This is a genomic window from Kordiimonas pumila (genome assembly GCF_015240255.1).
Taxonomy (GTDB): Bacteria; Pseudomonadota; Alphaproteobacteria; order Sphingomonadales; family Kordiimonadaceae; genus Kordiimonas; species Kordiimonas pumila.
In genome coordinates this window covers 3,112,915-3,132,531 of sequence record NZ_CP061205.1, presented here as the reverse complement: position 1 = coordinate 3,132,531, position 19,617 = coordinate 3,112,915, and the positions used below count along the sequence as shown (strand labels likewise).

Sequence of the window (19,617 nt, the reverse complement as noted above, 5' to 3'; positions counted from 1 at the left end):
CTAATCAGTCCTCAACAATGTCATCGGTTCGCCAAGCAAGATGCTGGCCACCATCTAAGGTTATCATTTGCCCTGTTAGAGAAGGAGTCTCAAGTAGAAAACGAATGGCGGCTGTAAATTCTCTTATATCAGGTCCGTATCCTAAAGGTACATTCTTGCATTCCTGTTCAAAGCCTTTATGCCCTTCAACAGTGTTTGGCAAGGTTGGTCCTGGGCTAATGGCGTTTACGCGGATGTTATTTTTTGCCAAGGCTTGAGCGAGAGTACGTGTCATTGTCCATAGGCCAGACTTAGAGGCTGTATAAGACATGAAAAGAGGATTTAGCTTGAGTACACGCTGATCGATAATATTAACGACAAGGCCTGCATGTGGCGCAGGAAGCTGCTGTGAAAATGCCTGTGTAAGTATAACGGGTGCACGCAGGTTTATTCTTTGGTGAGCATCCCACGTTTCTGTTGTTAATGTGCTAATGTCATCTTTTAGGAAAAGTGACGCGTTATTTACCAACACATCAACAGGGCTTCCAGCACGCTTGCAAACTTCAGGGATGAGAGCATTGAGTTCGGCTTCGTTATTAAGGTCTGCACTAACGGTAAAAGCTTTGCCCCCAGATGCGCAGATGTCGCTCACAACATCAGCAGCATCAGCTGCTGAACTGTTATGATGCACTGCAACAGTGATACCTTCACTGGCGAGGCTTTTAGCTATAGCCCTGCCTATTCGCTTAGCAGCGCCTGTTACTAAGGCTGTTTTAAAGGTATGGGGTATCATGATGTGAAGGGAATAGTGGCTGTCGCATTGCCACTTTCTACAAGGTAAAACATATAGATACCATATAACACAAGCATACCAAGGCCTGAAAGCTTGCCTACGGTCGAGCGGTTTTTACAAAAAGGTACCAAGAGCAACGCTGAGCCAAGCATAACCCATAAATCGACATTTAAAAATGATTGAGGTACAGGGATTGTGCCTGCCATTGAAGATATGCCCATAATTGCAAGGATATTAAAGATATTAGAGCCTATTACGTTACCAACTGCAACATCACATTGCCGCCTGATGGCTGCCATCAGGGCTGTTGCAAGTTCCGGCAAGCTGGTGCCAATTGCAACAAGTGTCAGGCCAATCACAGATTCTTTAATGCCATATTCGCGGGCAATTACAACTGAGCCTTCTACAAGAAGGTCTGCACCAAAACTAATGCCAACAAGGCCGCCTAACACCAACACCGTTGCTAAAGCATAGCTGTCCGGCTTTTCGGGAATTTCATCGCAGTTGGTTATCTCAGCCGCGCCGCCAACCTTTGCACGCATTGCGGAATAAATCAAAAACAGTGCAAAGCATACGAGCAAAACAAAGCCTTGTGGACGCCCGATACTGCCTGTGAAAGCAAGCGCTATAAACAAGGCTGTTGCTAATAGCATGATAAACAAGTTACGTCCAAGCCGGGGTGCGTCGCATGTCATAGGCGCTAACAGGGCAGGGAGGCCAACGACAAGTAATATGTTAGCGATATTTGATCCAACAATATTCCCGAGCGCCAGAGTAGGGGCGCCAGACATTACAGCGTCAATGCCTACAACCATTTCTGGCGCAGATGTACCAAAGGCAACTACAGTAAGGCCTATAATTAGTTTTGAGATGCCGGCTCTTGTTGCAAGGGACGCTGCACCGCGTACCAGATAATCACCAGAAAATAATAATAGTATTAGGCCAGCAGCAACCTCAAAATAGGCCATATAATATAAGTTCCTTATGTTGCGCGTACATTTAGTTTTAGATGCTGCATGTATATAGGATTGTTTAAAGGGAAATAAAAGTCAGTAGCCCCGGTTTATATCCAGTATATTTTCTGGTAATTGCCCCTTTTCCAGAATTTTTATACTTTTCAGCACATATGCGGCGGCAGAATCGGGTCTTGTGATGGATGCAATGTGGGGCGTGACAAGAATTTTGTCGTGTTCCCAAATTGGATGTGTGCTTGATAGAGGTTCTTGGGGGAAAACATCGAGTGTTGCACCCGAGAGGTGGTCTGTATTTAAAAGGGTTATTAGATCATCAAGGTTTATAAGGCTCCCACGGCCAACATTTATAATAGCAGCACCAGAGGGTAGCCATGACATGGTTTCCATATTCATAAGCCCAATAGTTTCGCTTGTTGATGGCAGCAGGTTCACCAAAATATCGGTGCGTTCTAGGAACGCCTTAAAACCTGATGGCCCATGATAGTGTGTTATGCTCTGTTCTGTGGCCTTTTTGGTTCTGGACCATGCCGCAATGTCATACCCAAAGGGTATAAGGGCTTTTGCGGCTACAGAACCTAGAGCACCATACCCCATAATGCCAATGCGGGTTTTATGGGCTGCACGCGCTAAAGCCTGTTGCCAAAGCTTGCTCTTTTGGCCTGCGATAAAACGGTGTATTTCTCTGTGATGCATAATAACGGCCATTGTGACATATTCAGCCATGCCTTCCTTGAGGCCATCGTCGCTCATGCGGATGATTGGGGTATGATTGGGAAGGTCAGGGTCTGCAAGTATATGATCTATACCTGCCCCCATCGAGAATATGGCCTTAATGTTTGTATACTCTTTTAACAAGCCTGGTTTAGGGTGCCAAACAAAAGCGTAGGCGGGGCCATCATCGGGGGTGCCCCAGTCAGGATAACTCAAGAAATTGATGGCAGGATCAATTTCCTTAAAAGCAGTGCGCCATGGTTTGTGACTATGGTGTTCCAGATAAAACAAGATCCGGGTCATATTCTATAATTCCTGTCTTGGCAGTCTATATAAGGGGGTGAGTAATAACAATTACTGTATTCTCTGTGGAAATACAGCTTGAAATATGGCTGTAAATCTATTACTCGTGCGCCAGAATAAAGGGATGCACAGATGTCTGTGTTACTTTCCCTTGCTTTTTAAAGGTGCTGCGCTTATGGTGCGCGCCTCGAATCGCTTGGTTCACAAATTGTGGGCCTAATAATATGCCCGGAGGCCTCAAATGGCTGGCTCTGGCGAGTTAAAAGGTAAGAAAAATGGCAGTTCCAAAGAGAAAAACGACTGGCTCTCGCCGTGGTATGCGTCGTTCACATGATAGCCTGAAGGTTGCTAACTTTCAGGAAGACTCACACACTGGTGAATATAAGCTCCGTCATCACATTGACCTGAAAACAGGCATGTATCGCGGCAAGCAAATTCTTGAGCCAAAAGGCGACTATTAAACATTAAGTGCTTAATGTTTATAAAAATACAAAACCGGTGCCATATTTGGTGCCGGTTTTTGTTTTATAACCGCTATGATTTGCTATGTTACCGTAGAACTTTATTTTATAGGGGGCAGCAATGATTGCGCGCATTACTTCCATTCTGATTTTTGCCATGTTTGTGACAGGGTGTGTAACTACAAACGAGGTTACGGGCCGGTCACAGTTTATCACGATCCCTGCAAGCCAGGATGAGGCTTTGGGGCTGCAAGCCTTGAATGAGGTGAAAGACAGCAACGATCATGTGCAAACATCTGGTGCAATGGTTGAGAAAGTACGTCGAATCGGCCAGCGTATAGTGAAGGTTTCTGATAATCCGAGCTTGAACTGGGAATTCATTGTTATTGATGAGCCTGTACTAAATGCATGGGCTTTACCGGGCGGCAAAGTAGCTGTTTATAGTAAAATGATTGAAAACCTGACGGAAGCAGAGCTTGCTGCAGTTCTTGGACATGAGTGCGCCCACGCCATTTTGCGCCACGGTGCCGAGCAGGTAAGCCGCTCACAAGTGCAGCAATTGGCTGTGGTTGGTCTTGGTGCAGCTGCTGGGTTGGCCACAGAAGATGAAAAAACGGCCAGCCTAGCTGTAGCACTTGGGTCGCTTGCTGCGCAGGGGTTTGTTGCTTTGCCACATAGCCGTGATATGGAACTTGAGGCAGATCACGTTGGCACGATTTATATGGCAAAAGCAGGGTATGACCCTCGTAATGCAGTTGCATTGTGGAAAAAGATGAGTGGCCTTAAAGAAGGCGGAGGCAGCCAACCGACCTTCTTGTCAACACACCCATCTGACGGTAAACGCATTGAGCGGCTTGAAAGCCGGATGACGGAGTATCTGGGGTATTATAAGCCCTAACACCTAAGGGGCTGATGTAAGAGTATAAGGGCCTGAGTATGCGGTATAATGATACCAAAAAAATGCTTGATAATGTTATCGAGGAGATACTAGCAAGAGAGCCTATTAACCCCAAAGATATGACTGGGTATTACGGTGTTATCTCTACACCGCGCAGTGGTTCGACAATGTTTGGTGATAAATTATACCAGACAGGCCTTATGGGGTATCCGATGGAATGGTTTAACATTCGATATTTACGGGCTTATAAGCGGGTAAAGGGTGTTCAAACACTTAATTTTAGCCATTATCTTAAAGATATTGCGTACCGTGCGGCGAGCCCAAACGGTATCTTCGGCGTTAATTTTCATGTCGATCAGTATCTTGATATGCAAAAGCGCGGTATTGATTTTTTCAAGCACTTTCGTTTCGATAAGCTTTATTATGTTTCACGGAATGATAAATTTTCCCAAGCTTACTCACTTGCTAAAGCCCGCGCGACTGATGTCTGGAGTTCAAATGTTATACCAGATGCTGAGGCAGCAGATAAAATTGCTGCTATAAAAGATTCTGACATTTTAAGAGAACTTCTGCGAATTACCGGGTGGCAGGAACAGTACGAAAAAAGCCTTCAGGCTAAAGTCCATAGATCATACAGTTATGAAGATTTTTCCTCTATTACTAAGGGGGGGGATATATTCAGGGAAATTTTAGCTGATTTTAAGTTGCAGGTACCAGAAGATTATAAATTCATGACTGCATTTAAAAAGCAGTCAGATACTGCAGATAAAGAGCGTATTGAAACTTTACGTCAACACTTACTAGGGCCTGTATAAGCTTGGACATACAGGCTTGCTGCGTTTTACGGGCCGGGATGAAGATAAAAGAGATACCTAGTGTTATGGCAATATCACACATTATTCGCGGTGCAACTACAGCAGACTTTCCTGCTATTCTGGCCCTGAATGAAGAATTTGTTGAATATCTGAGCCCGCTGAATACGGAACGCTTAGAAATGCTTGTTCATATGTCAGCCTATTTAAGAGTGATAGTTTCAGGCGGTTGCGTAAAGGGATTTCTCCTCGCGTTTGCAGGGGGGGCAGCATATGACAGTACAAATTATCAGTGGTTCAATGATCGGTACGATAGTTTTCTTTATATTGATAGAATCGTGATTGCTGCTGACTGTCAGGGGAAGCAGTTTGGTCGTTTGCTGTATGATGACCTCTCTCTATTTGGTCAGGCGGTAAATGTAAAACTGTTGACCTGCGAATATAATGTTCAGCCCTTGAATGAGGGCTCGGCAAAGTTTCACGCATCTTATGGCTTTAAAGAAGTGGGCACAAAATTGTCAGGTGGGGGCAGAACGGTTGTTTCACTTCAAACCTGCCCAATAGCAGTTTAAAAAGTATCGTAATCAAGCCCGATGTCAACTGCTGGGGCACTTTGGGTTAGGCGCCCTACAGAGATATAATCAACCCCGGTTTCTGCAATTGCGCGAATTGTGCCCAGCGTTACACCGCCAGAGGCTTCACATGTAATACTACCCTTCACAAGACTAACCGCTTCTTTCAATGTTGCAGGTGGCATATTATCAAGTAGCAAGCTGTTGGCACCAGCAGAGAGAGCTTCTTGCACTTGCTCAAGGGTGTCGCACTCAACCTGAATATCCGAACGTCCTGCTGCTTTTGCCCCGGCAACAGCCTTTGTGACAGAGCCTGCCGCCGCAATATGGTTGTCCTTGATCATGACGGCATCATAGAGGCCCATTCTGTGGTTTTTACCGCCGCCCATTGCTGTTGCATATTTAGCAAGCTTCCTGAGGCCTGGAATGGTTTTGCGAGTATCTAGTAGGCGGGCACCGGTGCCATCAATCATATCTACATACTGGCGGGTAAGAGTTGCAATGCCGGATAAGTGCTGCAAGATGTTTAAGGCGGTGCGTTCAGCAGATAATAGAGCGCGTGCCTTGCCCTTTACATACAGAATGGTGTCGCCAGCGCTTAATCTATCGCTGTCTTTGGCCTTAAAGGTAATGGTGCAGTCAGGGTCCAAGCGCCTGAAGATAGGCTCAATAAGGGGCAGCCCCGCAAGAACAATATTTTCTCGTGCATTCATGCTTGCTGAAAGCATAGAGGCTGCTGGGATCGTTGTTGCGGCGGTGATGTCACCTGTGCCTATATCCTCAGCAAAAGCTATATCAATAAAGGCTTCTATTTCAGCCTGTGATAAAGGGAATATTGCCACCACCAGTTCCTATGCAAGGTCTTTTGGGGTATTGATCGAGGTACTAAGTTCCAGCATTTTTCTAAGTGGTTTTTCTGCCGCCACACGTGTTTGCTCGTCTAGGTCAATTTCTGGCCCTTCATCGCGCAGGCAAAGATACAGCTTTTCCATAGTGTTTAAGGCCATATAAGGACATGTATTACAGCTACAGTTGCCGTCAGCTCCTGGCGCACCAATAAAAGTTTTGTGCGGCGCAGCTTTTTCCATTTGGTGAATAATGCCTGGTTCTGTTGCAATAATAAGTGTGTCTGCTTCACTCTCTAAGGCAAATTTCAAAATGGAGCTAGTTGACCCAACGTGCTCTGCATGCTGCAAAATTTGGTCAGGGCACTCAGGGTGCGCTGCCACAGGCGCATTAGGGTGCCGTGCTTTCAGCTTAATAAGTTCTTTCTCGCTAAACAGCTCATGAACCATACAGGTGCCTTGCCACAAGAGCATGTCGCGGTTCAGTTTACGGGAAAGGTAGCCACCCAAATGCTTGTCCGGAGCAAAAATAACTTTTTGATCTTGTGGCAGTTGGTTCAGAATATGCTCTGCGTTTGAGCTGGTTACAATGATGTCTGTTAAGGCTTTAACTGCAGCCGAACAGTTAATATAACTTAGGACCATATGGTCAGGGTGTGCTTCAACAAACTTTTTAAATTCTTCTGGTGGGCAGCTGTCTTCTAAGCTGCAGCCAGCCTTGAGGTCAGGCAAAACAACCTTTTTCTGGGGGCTTAGTATTTTGGCCACCTCGGCCATAAAACGCACGCCGCAAAAAACGATCATATCGGCATCTGTTTCAGCGGCCCTGCGCGATAGGTCTAGGCTGTCACCAATAAAATCAGCAATATCCTGAATTTCAGCGGCCTGATAGTAATGGGCAAGAATGACAGCATTTTTTTCTGTTCTTAGGCGCTGGATCTCAGCCACTAGGTCAAGGGTTGGGTCAACCACGGGGGTATTCACAAAATTCATTAAACTCTCCTGCGGCATACTCGCTACATATCTGCACTTAAGCATTCATGGGGCATAGATACCGCCGTGAAGCCCGTATTGCAATCAAGGATTTATGTTGCTTAAGACAGGCTAAATTTTCCTGAAAGGCTGATAGGCCCATCACATGTAATCCTGTTTTCATCACACAGGGCTATTAAGTGTCCAAGAACAGAGCGTGCCGCCGCCCCGTGAAGGCGGGGGTCAACATCTTTATACATACGCTCTACCATTATATCGATAGTCATAGGCCCATCTTCAAGGTGCCTAAGAATTTGGCCTTCCCGCATTTTTCGGTGCGTTATTATGCCTCGTATAAAAGGAGCGGGGTTTTCAACCCAGGGGCCATGAGTTGGCACAAGCCTGTCTGCGTTTTCATGGGCTATTTTTTTTAGGCTTGCCAAATAGTCCCGCATATCACCGTCAGGCGGTGAAATTACTGTCGTAGCCCAGGCCATAATATGGTCGCCCACAAAGATGGTGTTTTCTTCTTGTAGCGCAAAGCACATGTGGTTTGCCGTGTGCCCCGGTGTATGAAGTGCGCGCAAGGTCCAACCATCACCGTGTATAATGTCGCCGTCTTTCAGGTGTATGTCTGGTGTAAAGGATTTATCGGCTCCTGCTTCTACTTCTTCATCATCAAGCCCAGCCTTGCGGCCAGCGCCGTGAGGGCCAAATGAAAAAATCTTTGCTCCAGTCTTTTCTGCAAGCCAACGAGATAAAGGGGAGTGGTCCTGGTGAGTATGAGTCACTAGGATATGGCTTACCGATTTTTTGCCTACAGCCCTTAAAAGAGCTTCGCCGTGGGCTGTGTCTATTGGTCCGGGATCAATAACAGCGAGATGGTTGTTGGCCCCAACAATATAGGTGCCGGTGCCAGTGTAGGTATAAGGGCTCGGGTTTTGACAAAGAACACGGCTTATAAGGCCGCTCATACGTGTTTGTATGCCGTAGTCAGCTTTAAAGTCTTGTTTGAATTCCACTTTAAATGGCCTGCAAAATAAGTTGTTCGAATATTTTGTTTAGCAGGTGCGGGGGAAAAGGAACAATAGAAAACCGGTTATGCTACGGCGAATTGAGGTGGGGCAAATGAGCATAACCGGTTTTTATGTCAGTCACTTAATCAGGCAAACCAGTGACTGGTTACTTACTCGAAACAATGTCGGTGGCAGCCGGGTCATTGTTCAAATATATAATAGCAGGCATCATGCCAGTTTATAAAGATTAGTAAAAACAAATAGTTATTAATTAGAGTTGCTTTTTGTGTGCTATATTGAAACAGTTTTGTTTCATATTGATGCGGTTACATGTGGCTCATTTTGATACAAAGAAGATTTAGGGGGCAGCCTGAGTTAGTATTTTTTTTAGTTTTAGTAAAAGAGGGTGCGCAATGTTTTCTGCGGCCTTTAGTCTTTGTATTACGTATTCACGTTTCTCTTTTTCACTAATCATGTGTTCATGTAGAAAGTTTTTGGTGCTTTGGTGGTCAATGACTGGTGTGCCTGCCAGCGCTGGATGGTAGTGCCTTAGAAGCGTTTGGTTTCCTGCTTCAAACGTTTGCTGAACAGCGTTAAATTGGTCTGGGTCAAGTTGCATTGAATATTCAGGGGGGGCCCACAAAAGCTGAATGATGGTATCCTCGTGTTCTGACGTGAAGAGATCTGAATGTTCACTCAGAAATGATAATAAGCGGGCATCAACAGCCGTATTTTGGTTGCTTACTTTCTCACATAAGCTGCTGTCAAAACCTATTGCGCTTGCAATGTCGTCTTGCAGGTCACCGTTTACCAAAAATGCTTTATTAATAAACCGTATGTGACAGGCACTCAAAATTCCTGCTTTGCGCCATAAATCAATGGTTTCCTGATAGTTAGGGCGGTTATTTTTAATCCGATTTGCGACGAGCTTGGAAAGGGTTTTGCCTTGCTTAAGCCCCCATTGGCGCCATGCTGCTACAAAAAGCTCGTCTTGGCGGCGTAAATAATAAATGAGCTTAATATCAACCAGTTTAGCCAGCTTTTGAAAAAGGCCCGGCCAGTCAGGGTGGGCAAGGTTTTCGGATGATAAAATGAGTTTGGCATTGGGGTTTTGCCCTAGGCTAGTTTCAACCCAGTGGAAGAGAGGACTAATATTTTTCTTTTCTCGCATAGCTTCTAGCTGCCATAGAACATTACCTGGCAGAACAGTGCTGCTAGATACAGCAAAGCTGGGAGACGGGATTTGATATCCAAGTTGCCGAAGGGCGTGCCAGTTTTTGAACAGAAATGTCTGTATAGTGGTAGATCCAGCCTTGGGGTGACCAATGTGCAGGTAGAGGCAGGGTTTATCCTGTTTTTCCATCACCTTTATGCCTAGTAGGCCCTGCTTATACAGAAGTCTACTATATCAAGCATGGCTTGTTTGGCTGGGTTGCCCTTAAAGATCGCAAGCGCATCTTTTGCCATGGCTCCGTAATGGTGTGCCCGCTTGATGGTGTCATCAAGTGTGCTTGCCTGTTCGAGAAGTTCGATTGCGGTATCCAGATCGCCGTCTTCCTGCTTTAGGCGTGCCATGGTGCGTTTCCAGAATAGGCGCTCTTCGTCGGTGCCGCGCCTGTAAGCAAGAATTACAGGTAACGTAATTTTGCCTTCGCGAAAATCATCACCAATCTCTTTACCGAGCGTTGCGCGCTCGGCGTTATAGTCTAGGGCATCATCAACAAGCTGGAAGGCAATACCAAGATATTTACCGTATGCATGAAGGGCGGATTCTACTTCCTCGCCTTGGCCTGCTACAACACCAGCCACTTCACAGGCTGCTGCAAAAAGAATGGCAGTTTTGGCGGTAATAACTTCAAGATATTTGTCTTCTGTTGTTGAAAGGTCGTTGGCAGTAGTAAGCTGCAAAACTTCACCTTCCGTGATAACAGCTGCGGCGCCCGCCAAAATTTTAAGAACTTTAAGCGAATCACTTTCCACCATAAGCTCAAAAGCACGGCTAAAAAGAAAGTCTCCAACAAGAACTGTGGGTTGGTTGCCCCAAATTAAATTTGCCGGTTTTTTACCACGCCTAAGGGTACTTTCGTCTACCACATCATCGTGCAGCAAGGTAGCTGTGTGAATAAATTCTACAGCTGTTGCGAGGCCAATATGCTTATTCCCAGTGTAGCCGATAAGGTCCGCCGAGGCGAGGGTAAGCATCGGCCTAAGGCGTTTTCCACCAGATGAAATAAGGTGCCCTGCAAGCTCCGGTATGAGGGAAACCGGGCTGTCCATGCGTTTTAAAATAGTATCATTCACTTCGGCCATGCGGCCAGCAACAAGCTCTTGCATTCTGTCAATGGCAGAAGCAGCTTTGTCTTTTTCAGTGTGCCCGTAAAGGGATACGATTTTGCCAGATGAGGTACCGGACATGCATAGACCCCGCTTTAGTATGTTTATCGATTTTCGCGACAATAGAAGCCACGTAACATGAAAGCAAGACCTTCAAATCGCTGCGTCAATTGACCACGGCTATTTTCTACGTACAATCAATACCTGAAAATGTTTTATCAGCTATTAAATTGTTTGTGAGTGTACGTGGACGAAGTATCAATCAGGTATGAAGATGATGATGTTCCAGCGACAGATGTTTTGTCGCGGGATGATTCTGATATAAGCCTCGATGACTTTTTGGGTGGGGCCATTCGCCTTTTTCAGCCAAAGCATGGATACAGGGTATCGATGGATACTGTAATGTTAGCGGCGGCAGTGCCTGCGCGCTCCGGCCAAACTGTGCTTGAGGGTGGCATTGGTAGTGCAGGGGCAGCACTGTGCCTAGCACGGCGTGTGGCAGGCGTTCATGTGGTTGGTATTGAAAAACAGGCTGATATGCTTGCTTTTGCAAACAGGAATATTAGCTATAATAACCTTGAAAACTTTGTATCGGTGCGACAAGGCTGCATAACCGATCTCGCCGCTGATAATGAGGTTTATGATCATGTCATGATTAACCCGCCGTACCTTGCTGATGGCAAGGGTATTCGCCCCCCAGATGCCTCAAAAGGCTTGGCACATATGGACACAAACGTAAGCTTAAAGGATTGGTTGCGGTTTTGTGTGCATAAAGTGCGAAATAAAGGCACGGTTACTATTATATATCGGGCAGACCGGGTTGATGAAGTGATTGCAAATTTATACAGGCGTGTGGGCGAAATAAAAATATTACCGCTTTGGCCGCGTATGGGTGTACCTGCAAAGCGGGTTATAATTCAGGGCCGCAAGGGCATGCATGGTGCGGCCACACTTTTGCCGGGGCTTGCGCTGCACGGTGATGTGGAGCGATACACTCAGGAAGCCAAAGAAATTTTGTGGGATGGCAAGGCGCTTGACCTGAAAGCCTTTACGTGTGGCCGCTAAAGTGGTTACTACATAGCACGTATTTTAAAGCGAGTTTTGTATGATTAAGAAAATTGGGTCATTTTGCCGTACTGTACGGCGAACATTTTTCGGCGAGCCAGCACCAAAAGTAGCAGTGCTTAGGCTTTACGGTGTTATTGGTGCAGGTGGCAGGTTTAAACAGAATATAAGCATGGCATCTGTTGCGGGCCAGATAGAGCAGGCCTTTACCATGGGCGGTGTGTCTGCGGTGGCATTGATGATAAACTCACCCGGTGGGTCGCCCGTACAATCTGCCCTTATTTTGCAGCGAATTAGGGACCTTGCGAAAGAAAAGGATATTCCTGTTCTTGCCTTTGCTGAGGATGTCGCGGCCTCTGGTGGTTATATGCTGGCAATAGCGGGCGATGAAATTTACGCTAACGAATCCTCTATTGTTGGCAGTATTGGTGTTGTTTCAAGCGGGTTTGGTTTTAAAGCAGCTATCGAAAAGCTTGGCATTGAGCGCCGCCTTTATACGGCAGGGGAAAGCAAGGCCATGCTAGATGCCTTTCAGGATGAAAAGGCAGAAGATGTCGCGCGGCTGAAGGAAATTCAGTTGGAAATTCACGAGCATTTCAAAAAGCTTGTGCGTGACCGACGTGGTAAGCGCTTGAAGGGCTTGCGCGGCAAGATGTTTTCTGGCGAGGTGTTTACAGGCGGCGAAGCGGTTAAGCTGGGCCTTATTGACGGTATCGGTGATGCGCGCACAATTCTGCGCGACCGTTTTGGTAAATCTGTAAAAATGCGTGTGATTGCTGAGAAAAAACCACGGCTTGGTAGCTTGCTTGGGCTGCGTGCTGGCAATACGTCTTCATTAGGTGCTTTAGAAGACATACCGGGCGGGTTGATTGCGGCAATAGAAGAAAGATTGATCTGGAATCGGTTTGGCCTTTAAAAGAGGGCAGTTTCAGAATTGAAAAGTGTTGGAGGGTTCTGCCTTGTCATTAACGGATAAACAAAAACAGCAATTAAATGACTACCGGGAAAGCATCGATAATATTGATGCAGCTCTTGTTTTTATGCTGGCAGAGCGATTTAAAATCACAAAAGCTGTTGGCTTTTATAAAAAAGAGTTTGATCTGCCTCCTGCTGACCCGCGACGTGAGCAGGAGCAGGTTGAGCGTTTGCGTAGTTTGGCCAAGCTTGCCAACCTTGACCCGGAATTTAGTGAGAAGTTTCTGCAGTTTATTATTCGGGAAGTTATTCAGCACCACGAACGCATCCGCGAACAAGGCTCTATATAAAGGCAGGTGAAATCCTATGACGATTGACACAGAAGAACAGCTTGAAAAGCTGAAAGAAATAGGCCGGATTTGCCGCGATGTCTTAAATGCTATGGGTGCGGCTGTACGCCCCGGTATTACGCCCCTAGAGCTTGATAAAATGGGTGGGCAGATGCTTGCGGAGCGCGGTGCCAAGTCAGCACCCATGCTTGCGTATAACTTTCCCGGCTATACCTGCATTTCTGTGGGGGATGCTGTGGCGCACGGTATTCCGGGTACTATTCCGCTCGAAGAAGGCCAACTTGTCAATATAGATGTGTCCGCTGAAAAAGATGGTATTTTTGCCGATACAGGCGCGAGCTTTGGTGTGGGTGAAATCAGCCCGGATCTGCAAAAATTGTTGGATGCCACAAGGGATGCGCAGCGCAAGGCCATGTTTGCCGCGCGTGCAGGACAGCCTGTAAATGTGGTTGGCAAAACGGTGCAGCGCGAGGCGTACAAACACGGCTTTCAAATTGTTGACGGCCTGAACGGCCACGGTGTTGGTAACTGGATACATGAAGAACCATCGGTTCCAAACCTCTATTATCCAAGCGACCGTACCAAGCTCAAGGAAGGGCAGGTTATGACCATTGAGCCGTTTCTTACCACCGGGAGCAGGCACTATTATGAAGATGCCGATGGCTGGACCTTGCGGCTAAAGGATGGCGGTTTTGGTGCCCAGTTTGAACATACATTTGTTGTGACAAAAGGCGCGCCTATTATCGTTACGGCATAGGCGGAAAGAGCACACTTACCACTAAACTGGCACATAGGGCATAGCACGGCTTGACCGGACGGGGCGGTGCCGCTAGGTTGCGCGCATTATTTACAGATAGATTCGGCTTTATATTCTTATGGCAAACAGTTCCCAAAAGGCGGATACACAATCGGGCGGCATGCCGTTCCAGAAGATGATCCTGACGTTGCAGAATTACTGGGCGGATCAGGGCTGCGTTATTTTGCAGCCTTACGATCTTGAAATGGGCGCGGGTACGTTTCACCCGGCGACTACGCTTAGGGCGCTAGGGCCTGAGGCATGGAAGGCCGCATACGTGCAGCCTTGCCGCCGTCCCACTGATGGTCGTTACGGTGAAAACCCGAACCGTTTGCAGCATTATTACCAGTTTCAGGTAATTTTAAAACCTTCGCCCGCCAATATGCAGGACCTATACCTTGGTAGCTTGAAAGCGATCGGTATTGACGCGGCCTTGCATGATATCCGCTTTGTTGAAGATGACTGGGAAAGCCCAACGCTTGGCGCGTGGGGCCTTGGCTGGGAAATCTGGTGTGATGGTATGGAAGTCAGCCAGTACACGTATTTCCAGCAAGTCGGTGGCTTTGACTGCAAACCAGTTGCTGGCGAACTAACATACGGGCTAGAGCGCCTCGCCATGTTTGTGCAGGGCGTAGACAATGTTTACGACCTAGATTTTAACGGTGCAGGTACAACATACGGCGACGTATACCTTGAGAATGAGCGTGAGCAATCAGCCTATAATTTTGAGCATGCGGATACAGAAAAGTTGTTTGAAGACTTTAAAAAAGCGCAGGCCGAATGCGCCAAGCTGCTTGAGGCAGAACTGCCGCTACCTGCTTACGAGCAGTGCATCAAATCAAGCCACACCTTTAACTTGCTGGATGCGCGCGGTGTTATTTCTGTAACCGAACGGCAGGCCTATATTGGCCGGGTGCGCGACCTTGCTAAAGGCTGCTGCGCCGCGTGGATGAAGAAAAATGGGTGGGAGGCGTAGATATGGCTGATCTCCTGATCGAATTATTCTCTGAGGAAATTCCTGCCCGCATGCAGGCGAAGGCAGCGGATGACCTGAAAAAACTGGTAACTGACGGCCTGCAGGCCGCAGGCCTTACGTTTGATACGGCAGAGGCATTTGCCACACCGCGCAGGCTTGCCCTGAATGTTACTGGCTTGCCGGTGCAAACCCCTGATATTTCAGAGGAACGCCGCGGCCCCAGCACCAGCGCACCTGAAAAAGCGCTAGAGGGCTTTATGCGCGGCGCGGGTGTAACCCGCGACCAGCTTGAAGAGCGCGAAGAAAAGAAAGGCACATTCTTCTACGCAAAAATTGAAAAGCCAGGTGAAAGTACACAAAGTTTAGTCTTTAGACTGTTATGCAGAGTACTTTGGGATTTTCCTTGGCCAAAATCTCAAAGATGGGGCAATTCTAATTTTAAATGGGTTAGGCCTCTTCATTCCGTACTGGCTATTTTTGATGGGCAAATTGTTAACGGGGCCATCAGTAGCGAGCTAGGCGATCCATTTACAATTGCTATTGGAAACCAGACCTTCGGACACCGTTTTATGGCGCCAGAGTGGCTTTCTGTCACTGACTTTGCTGACTATCAAGCCAAGCTTCTAGCGCATAAAGTGGTGCTTGACCCCGCTGACCGCATGGCGACGATTGAAGCGGCGTGTAAATCGCTCGCGGCAGAAAAGGGCCTCGAGTGGGTTGAAGACCGCGGGCTTCTCGCGGAAGTCGCAGGGCTTGTCGAGTGGCCGGTGCCTTTAATAGGCGGGTTTGACCCGGCCTTTATGGCGGTGCCAGAAGAAGTGCTGATCCTGACGATGAAAAAGGATCAGAAATATTTTGTCACTCGTGACCCGAAAACGGGCAAGCTAGCGCCGTATTTTATTACGGTGTCGAATATTATCCCTTCTGATGGCGGCAAGGCCGTAGCAGCGGGGAATGAGCGCGTGCTAACGGCAAGGCTTTCAGACGCGAAATTCTTTTACGACCAAGACCTGAAGGGCAAGTTAGAGGATAACCTGCCGCAGCTTAAAGACATCGTGTTCCATGAAAAGCTGGGCACAGTGGCAGAGCGTGTGGAGTGTATTAAAAAACTTGCAGCTTACCTTGCGCCCTTCTGCGGCGCTGACGCTGCTGAAGCTGAGCGCGCAGCCGAACTCGCGAAAGCAGACCTTGTCTCTGGCATGGTGGGTGAGTTCCCTGAACTACAGGGCGTGATGGGCCGCTACTATGCAAAAGCGCAGGGAGAAAGTGACGCTGTGGCGAATGCTATCCGCGACCATTATGCGCCAGCAGGCCCAAATGATGATTGCCCGATTGCGCCAGTGTCCATCGCTGTGGCGCTGGCTGAAAAGCTGGATACCCTTGTGGGCTTTTTCGGGATTGATGAAAAACCAACGGGTTCAAAAGACCCGTTTGCGCTGCGCCGCGCCGCCCTTGGTGTTATTCGTTTGATCACTGAAAACAATGTTCGCGTTTCACTCAGGCACCTATTCACGGAAGCCATGAAGTGTTACCAGATACCTCTTGCTAATGTTTCAGATGACCTTGCAGTCTTCTTTGCAGACCGCCTCAAGGTTCAACAGCGGGATAAGGGCGTACGCCACGACCTGATTGATGCCGTGTTTGCGCAAGGTGATGATGACCTTGTGCGCGTGCTGGCGCGCGTATCTGCGCTCACAAACTTCCTTGGTTCTGATGACGGGGTGAATTTGCTCGCGGGGTACAAGCGCGCGGCGAATATATTAAAGGCTGAAGAAAAGAAAGACAGTGCCGTTGATAGCGCTGTCAATATATCAGCGCTTGAAATGGCAGAGGAAAAGGCGTTATACGCTGCGCTAACAGCAGCCAGAGCAGACGCAGAGAAAGCACTGGCCGCAGAAGACTTTGAAAAGGCAATGGCTGCGCTCTCTACACTGCGTGCGCCAATTGATGCCTTTTTTGAAAATATAATAGTGAATGCAGATGCACCAGATGTGCGGCAAAACCGCCTGGCGCTGCTTTCAGAAATTCGTGCAGCAGTGAACACTGTTGCCGATTTTGGCCTTATTGAAGGCTGATGTGTAAGTAACTAAAGGGCACATAAAAATATAAGCCCTGTGTTTTTAGCTCCAAAATGCGAAGCCGGTCGGGGACGACGGTAACGCGGCAAAGGACTGTGATAAATGACCAAATGGGTTTACAGTTTTGGTGATGGCGCTGCCGACGGCAGTGCAAGTATGAAAAATCTACTAGGTGGTAAGGGTGCAAACCTTGCAGAAATGGCCTCGCTTGGCCTGCCGGTGCCGCCGGGCCTTACAATCACCACTGAAGTTTGTACATATTATTACGCCAATGGGCGCGAGTACCCGGCTGAACTGAACGATCAAGTAGAAGCTGCCATTGCCGCGATTGAAAAAAGTGTGGGCGCTGTGTTCGGCGATGCTGATAACCCGCTTCTGGTTTCTGTACGCTCTGGTGCGCGGGTTTCCATGCCGGGCATGATGGATACGGTTTTAAACCTTGGCCTTAACGATGAAACGGTTGAGGGCCTCGCTGCTAACAGTGAAAACCCCCGTTTTGCATGGGATAGCTACCGCCGCTTTATTCAGATGTATTCTGACGTGGTGCTGGGTGTTGACCATTACCATTTTGAAGAACTGATCGAAATTCATAAGGAAGAAAAAGGCGTTGATCTGGATACAGATCTGGATGCAGACGATTGGAAAACCCTTGCACACGCTTTTAAAGCCAAAACCGAAGAAGAACTGGGCGAGCCATTCCCGCAGGATGCCCGCGAGCAGCTTTGGGGTGCAATTACCGCTGTATTTGGCAGCTGGCACATTGAACGCGCTAAAGTATACCGTAAGCTGAATAATATCCCTGAGGAATGGGGCACAGCCGTTAACGTGCAGGCCATGGTGTTTGGTAACATGGGTGATACGTCTGCGACAGGCGTTGCCTTCACGCGCGACCCATCAACCGGTGAAAATGAATATTACGGCGAATACCTGATTAATGCGCAGGGCGAAGATGTGGTAGCAGGCATTCGCACACCGCAGTATCTAACCAAGCGTGCGCGTATAGCGGCAGAGAACACAGCACCTTCCATGGAAGAGAGCATGCCAGAAGTGTTCAAGCAGCTTGCGGATGTGTTTGATAAGCTGGAAAAACACTACCGTGATATGCAGGATATTGAGTTTACCGTACAGCACGGCAAACTTTGGATGCTGCAAACCCGTAGTGGCAAGCGCACGGCAAAAGCCGCGCTTAAAATTGCGGTTGAAATGGCTGCAGACGGTCTTATTGACAAAAAAACCGCTGTTCTGAGGGTGGAGCCAGCAGCGCTGGACCAGCTTCTGCACCCAACGCTTGACCCAGACGCGCCACGCGATATTTATACGCGCGGCCTGCCAGCCTCACCCGGTGCAGCCTCTGGTTTTGTTGTGTTTGACAGTGATGAAGCCGAAATAATGGCAAAAGACGGCAAAAGCGTTATTCTTTGCCGGGTTGAAACTTCACCAGAAGATATTCACGGTATGCATGCTGCAAAAGGCATTCTTACCGCGCGTGGTGGCATGACAAGCCATGCGGCTGTGGTTGCACGCGGTATGGGCCGGCCTTGTGTGTCTGGTGCTGGGCAACTGCGCATTGACGGCAAAGAAGGTGTTATGACCTGCATGGGCCGCGAAGTGAAAGAGGGTGATATCATTACCATTGATGGCTCTACCGGTGAAGTAATGGTGGGTGAAGTTAAAACGCTTCAGCCAGAGCTTTCTGGTGATTTTGCTAAGCTTATGGGCTGGGCTGACAAATACCGTACCCTGAAAGTACGCACCAATGCTGATACACCAAATGATACAGCAACAGCACGTGAATTTGGCGCAGAAGGCATTGGTCTGTGCCGCACAGAACATATGTTCTTTGAAGGCGAACGGATCATTGCTGTACGGCAGATGATTTTGGCGGAAGACCTTGCGGGCCGTAAGGCTGCGCTTGCAAAACTGCTGCCAATGCAACGCAGTGATTTTGAAGAAATTTTCAAAATCATGCACGGGCTGCCAGTTACTATTCGCTTGCTTGACCCACCGCTGCATGAATTTATGCCGCGCGAGGAAGATGAATTCGCTGATGTTGCAAGTGCTATTGGTATTGATGTTGCAGCTCTTAAACGCCGCGCCAGTGACTTGCACGAATTTAACCCTATGCTAGGCCACCGGGGTTGCCGTCTTGGTATTACCTACCCTGAAATTTATGAAATGCAGGCCCGGGCCATTTTTGAAGCAGCCATTGCGGTTGTAGAAGAAACTGGCGATACGGTTGTGCCTGAAATTATGATCCCGCTTGTGGCAACAGAAAAAGAACTGGCAATGCTGCGGGAACGCGTGGATGCAACGGCCAAAGCTGTGTTTAAGGAAAAAGGCAAAAAGGTTGATTATCTGGTTGGCACCATGATCGAGCTGCCACGCGCTGCTTTGCGGGCCGCTGATATTGCTAAAGCGGCTGACTTTTTCTCGTTTGGTACAAACGACCTGACGCAGACGACCATCGGCATCAGCCGCGATGATGCCGGGCGGTTCCTTGATGAATATGTGAAGAAAGATATTTTTGCACAGGACCCATTTGTGTCAATCGATCAGGAAGGCGTGGGCGAGCTTGTGAAAATCGGCGCTGAACGTGGCCGGTCAACCAAAGCGGACCTGAAGCTTGGTATCTGCGGTGAGCACGGCGGTGACCCGGCAAGCGTGGAGTTCTGCCATAACGTAGGGCTGGATTATGTTTCCTGTTCGCCGTTCCGCGTGCCAATCGCGCGTCTAGCGGCTGCACAGGCCGCGCTTAAGGGCGAATAAA

General features: G+C 48.0%; 19 protein-coding genes. 11 read left to right on the top strand and 8 right to left on the bottom strand.

Features of this window, described 5'->3' with window-relative positions:
- Positions 1–4: 4 nt before the first annotated feature.
- The 3 genes from ICL80_RS13825 to ICL80_RS13815 all read right to left on the bottom strand — a co-directional run bounded on the left by ICL80_RS13825 (position 5) and on the right by ICL80_RS13815 (position 2,760).
- Entirely contained in the window at positions 5–772 is a 768-nt protein-coding gene (locus tag ICL80_RS13825) for an SDR family oxidoreductase (RefSeq protein WP_194213238.1), read from the bottom strand.
- A complete protein-coding gene (locus tag ICL80_RS13820) occupies positions 769–1,740 on the bottom strand; it encodes a calcium/sodium antiporter (RefSeq protein ID WP_194213236.1) in 972 nt (323 codons plus the stop codon). The genes ICL80_RS13825 and ICL80_RS13820 overlap by 4 nt, the downstream gene beginning before the upstream one ends.
- Before the next feature lie 81 nt (positions 1,741–1,821).
- A complete protein-coding gene (locus tag ICL80_RS13815; protein WP_194213224.1) occupies positions 1,822–2,760 on the bottom strand; it encodes a 2-hydroxyacid dehydrogenase in 939 nt (312 codons plus the stop codon).
- 275 nt (positions 2,761–3,035) lie between these two features.
- On the opposite strand from ICL80_RS13815, the gene rpmF reads away from it, so the two are divergent.
- From rpmF to ICL80_RS13795, 4 genes are all read left to right on the top strand, one after another.
- Positions 3,036–3,221: a 50S ribosomal protein L32 gene (gene rpmF / locus ICL80_RS13810; protein WP_194213222.1), complete on the top strand. Its 186-nt coding sequence runs from the start codon at positions 3,036–3,038 to the stop codon at positions 3,219–3,221.
- A gap of 121 nt (positions 3,222–3,342) precedes the next feature.
- Complete coding sequence (locus ICL80_RS13805) at positions 3,343–4,119, top strand: M48 family metallopeptidase (protein ID WP_194213220.1); 777 nt, start codon at positions 3,343–3,345, stop codon at positions 4,117–4,119.
- Between the two features lie 38 nt (positions 4,120–4,157).
- Positions 4,158–4,934, top strand: coding sequence for a Stf0 family sulfotransferase (locus ICL80_RS13800; protein WP_194213218.1), 777 nt, complete (start codon positions 4,158–4,160; stop codon positions 4,932–4,934).
- A 65-nt stretch (positions 4,935–4,999) separates the two neighbouring features.
- Positions 5,000–5,503 (top strand): GNAT family N-acetyltransferase, encoded by a 504-nt coding sequence (locus ICL80_RS13795; RefSeq protein WP_228073553.1) that lies wholly within the window; start codon positions 5,000–5,002, stop codon positions 5,501–5,503.
- Here ICL80_RS13795 and nadC read toward each other — a convergent pair.
- The 5 genes from nadC to ICL80_RS13770 all read right to left on the bottom strand — a co-directional run bounded on the left by nadC (position 5,500) and on the right by ICL80_RS13770 (position 10,751).
- On the bottom strand, positions 5,500–6,345 hold the full coding sequence (gene nadC / locus ICL80_RS13790) for a carboxylating nicotinate-nucleotide diphosphorylase (protein WP_228073552.1): 846 nt from the start codon (positions 6,343–6,345) through the stop codon (positions 5,500–5,502). The genes ICL80_RS13795 and nadC overlap by 4 nt on opposite strands.
- Before the next feature lie 9 nt (positions 6,346–6,354).
- Positions 6,355–7,341: a quinolinate synthase NadA gene (gene nadA, locus ICL80_RS13785; RefSeq protein ID WP_194213216.1), complete on the bottom strand. Its 987-nt coding sequence runs from the start codon at positions 7,339–7,341 to the stop codon at positions 6,355–6,357.
- Positions 7,342–7,442: 101 nt separating this feature from the next.
- Complete coding sequence (locus ICL80_RS13780) at positions 7,443–8,342, bottom strand: MBL fold metallo-hydrolase (RefSeq protein ID WP_228073551.1); 900 nt, start codon at positions 8,340–8,342, stop codon at positions 7,443–7,445.
- A gap of 352 nt (positions 8,343–8,694) precedes the next feature.
- Positions 8,695–9,699 carry a hypothetical protein gene (locus tag ICL80_RS13775; protein WP_194213214.1) on the bottom strand — a complete coding sequence of 335 codons (1,005 nt, stop codon included), beginning with the start codon at positions 9,697–9,699 and terminating at the stop codon, positions 8,695–8,697.
- An 11-nt stretch (positions 9,700–9,710) separates the two neighbouring features.
- Complete coding sequence (locus tag ICL80_RS13770) at positions 9,711–10,751, bottom strand: polyprenyl synthetase family protein (protein ID WP_228073550.1); 1,041 nt, start codon at positions 10,749–10,751, stop codon at positions 9,711–9,713.
- A gap of 165 nt (positions 10,752–10,916) precedes the next feature.
- Here ICL80_RS13770 and ICL80_RS13765 point away from each other — a divergent pair, with 165 nt between their 5' ends.
- The 7 genes from ICL80_RS13765 to ppdK all read left to right on the top strand — a co-directional run bounded on the left by ICL80_RS13765 (position 10,917) and on the right by ppdK (position 19,616).
- Positions 10,917–11,735, top strand: coding sequence for a tRNA1(Val) (adenine(37)-N6)-methyltransferase (locus tag ICL80_RS13765; protein ID WP_194213212.1), 819 nt, complete (start codon positions 10,917–10,919; stop codon positions 11,733–11,735).
- 40 nt (positions 11,736–11,775) lie between these two features.
- Positions 11,776–12,651, top strand: a complete 876-nt coding sequence (locus ICL80_RS13760; protein WP_194213210.1) for a S49 family peptidase — start codon at positions 11,776–11,778, stop codon at positions 12,649–12,651.
- A gap of 43 nt (positions 12,652–12,694) precedes the next feature.
- The gene (locus ICL80_RS13755; RefSeq protein ID WP_194213208.1) at positions 12,695–13,000 is read left to right on the top strand and encodes a chorismate mutase; all 306 of its coding nucleotides are present in this window, start codon (positions 12,695–12,697) and stop codon (positions 12,998–13,000) included.
- 16 nt (positions 13,001–13,016) lie between these two features.
- The gene (map, locus tag ICL80_RS13750; protein ID WP_194213206.1) at positions 13,017–13,757 is read left to right on the top strand and encodes a type I methionyl aminopeptidase; all 741 of its coding nucleotides are present in this window, start codon (positions 13,017–13,019) and stop codon (positions 13,755–13,757) included.
- Between the two features lie 160 nt (positions 13,758–13,917).
- Positions 13,918–14,772, top strand: a complete 855-nt coding sequence (locus ICL80_RS13745) for a glycine--tRNA ligase subunit alpha (RefSeq protein ID WP_194215877.1) — start codon at positions 13,918–13,920, stop codon at positions 14,770–14,772.
- A gap of 2 nt (positions 14,773–14,774) precedes the next feature.
- Positions 14,775–16,847 carry a glycine--tRNA ligase subunit beta gene (gene glyS, locus ICL80_RS13740; RefSeq protein WP_194213204.1) on the top strand — a complete coding sequence of 691 codons (2,073 nt, stop codon included), beginning with the start codon at positions 14,775–14,777 and terminating at the stop codon, positions 16,845–16,847.
- A gap of 105 nt (positions 16,848–16,952) precedes the next feature.
- Positions 16,953–19,616 carry a pyruvate, phosphate dikinase gene (ppdK, locus tag ICL80_RS13735; protein WP_194213202.1) on the top strand — a complete coding sequence of 888 codons (2,664 nt, stop codon included), beginning with the start codon at positions 16,953–16,955 and terminating at the stop codon, positions 19,614–19,616.
- Position 19,617: the final 1 nt, after the last annotated feature.

Excerpts from the sequence above, each read along its gene's own strand:
- ICL80_RS13825 (WP_194213238.1), bottom strand. The coding sequence starts at position 772 with ATGATACCCCATACCTTTAAAACAGCCTTAGTAACAGGCGCTGCTAAG.
- ICL80_RS13820 (WP_194213236.1), bottom strand. The coding sequence starts at position 1,740 with ATGGCCTATTTTGAGGTTGCTGCTGGCCTAATACTATTATTATTTTCT.
- ICL80_RS13815 (WP_194213224.1), bottom strand. The coding sequence starts at position 2,760 with ATGACCCGGATCTTGTTTTATCTGGAACACCATAGTCACAAACCATGG.
- rpmF (WP_194213222.1), top strand. The coding sequence starts at position 3,036 with ATGGCAGTTCCAAAGAGAAAAACGACTGGCTCTCGCCGTGGTATGCGT.
- ICL80_RS13805 (WP_194213220.1), top strand. The coding sequence starts at position 3,343 with ATGATTGCGCGCATTACTTCCATTCTGATTTTTGCCATGTTTGTGACA.
- ICL80_RS13800 (WP_194213218.1), top strand. The coding sequence starts at position 4,158 with ATGCGGTATAATGATACCAAAAAAATGCTTGATAATGTTATCGAGGAG.
- ICL80_RS13795 (WP_228073553.1), top strand. The coding sequence starts at position 5,000 with ATGGCAATATCACACATTATTCGCGGTGCAACTACAGCAGACTTTCCT.
- nadA (WP_194213216.1), bottom strand. The coding sequence starts at position 7,341 with ATGAATTTTGTGAATACCCCCGTGGTTGACCCAACCCTTGACCTAGTG.
- ICL80_RS13775 (WP_194213214.1), bottom strand. The coding sequence starts at position 9,699 with ATGGAAAAACAGGATAAACCCTGCCTCTACCTGCACATTGGTCACCCC.
- ICL80_RS13770 (WP_228073550.1), bottom strand. The coding sequence starts at position 10,751 with ATGTCCGGTACCTCATCTGGCAAAATCGTATCCCTTTACGGGCACACT.
- ICL80_RS13760 (WP_194213210.1), top strand. The coding sequence starts at position 11,776 with ATGATTAAGAAAATTGGGTCATTTTGCCGTACTGTACGGCGAACATTT.
- map (WP_194213206.1), top strand. The coding sequence starts at position 13,017 with ATGACGATTGACACAGAAGAACAGCTTGAAAAGCTGAAAGAAATAGGC.
- ICL80_RS13745 (WP_194215877.1), top strand. The coding sequence starts at position 13,918 with ATGCCGTTCCAGAAGATGATCCTGACGTTGCAGAATTACTGGGCGGAT.
- glyS (WP_194213204.1), top strand. The coding sequence starts at position 14,775 with ATGGCTGATCTCCTGATCGAATTATTCTCTGAGGAAATTCCTGCCCGC.
- ppdK (WP_194213202.1), top strand. The coding sequence starts at position 16,953 with ATGACCAAATGGGTTTACAGTTTTGGTGATGGCGCTGCCGACGGCAGT.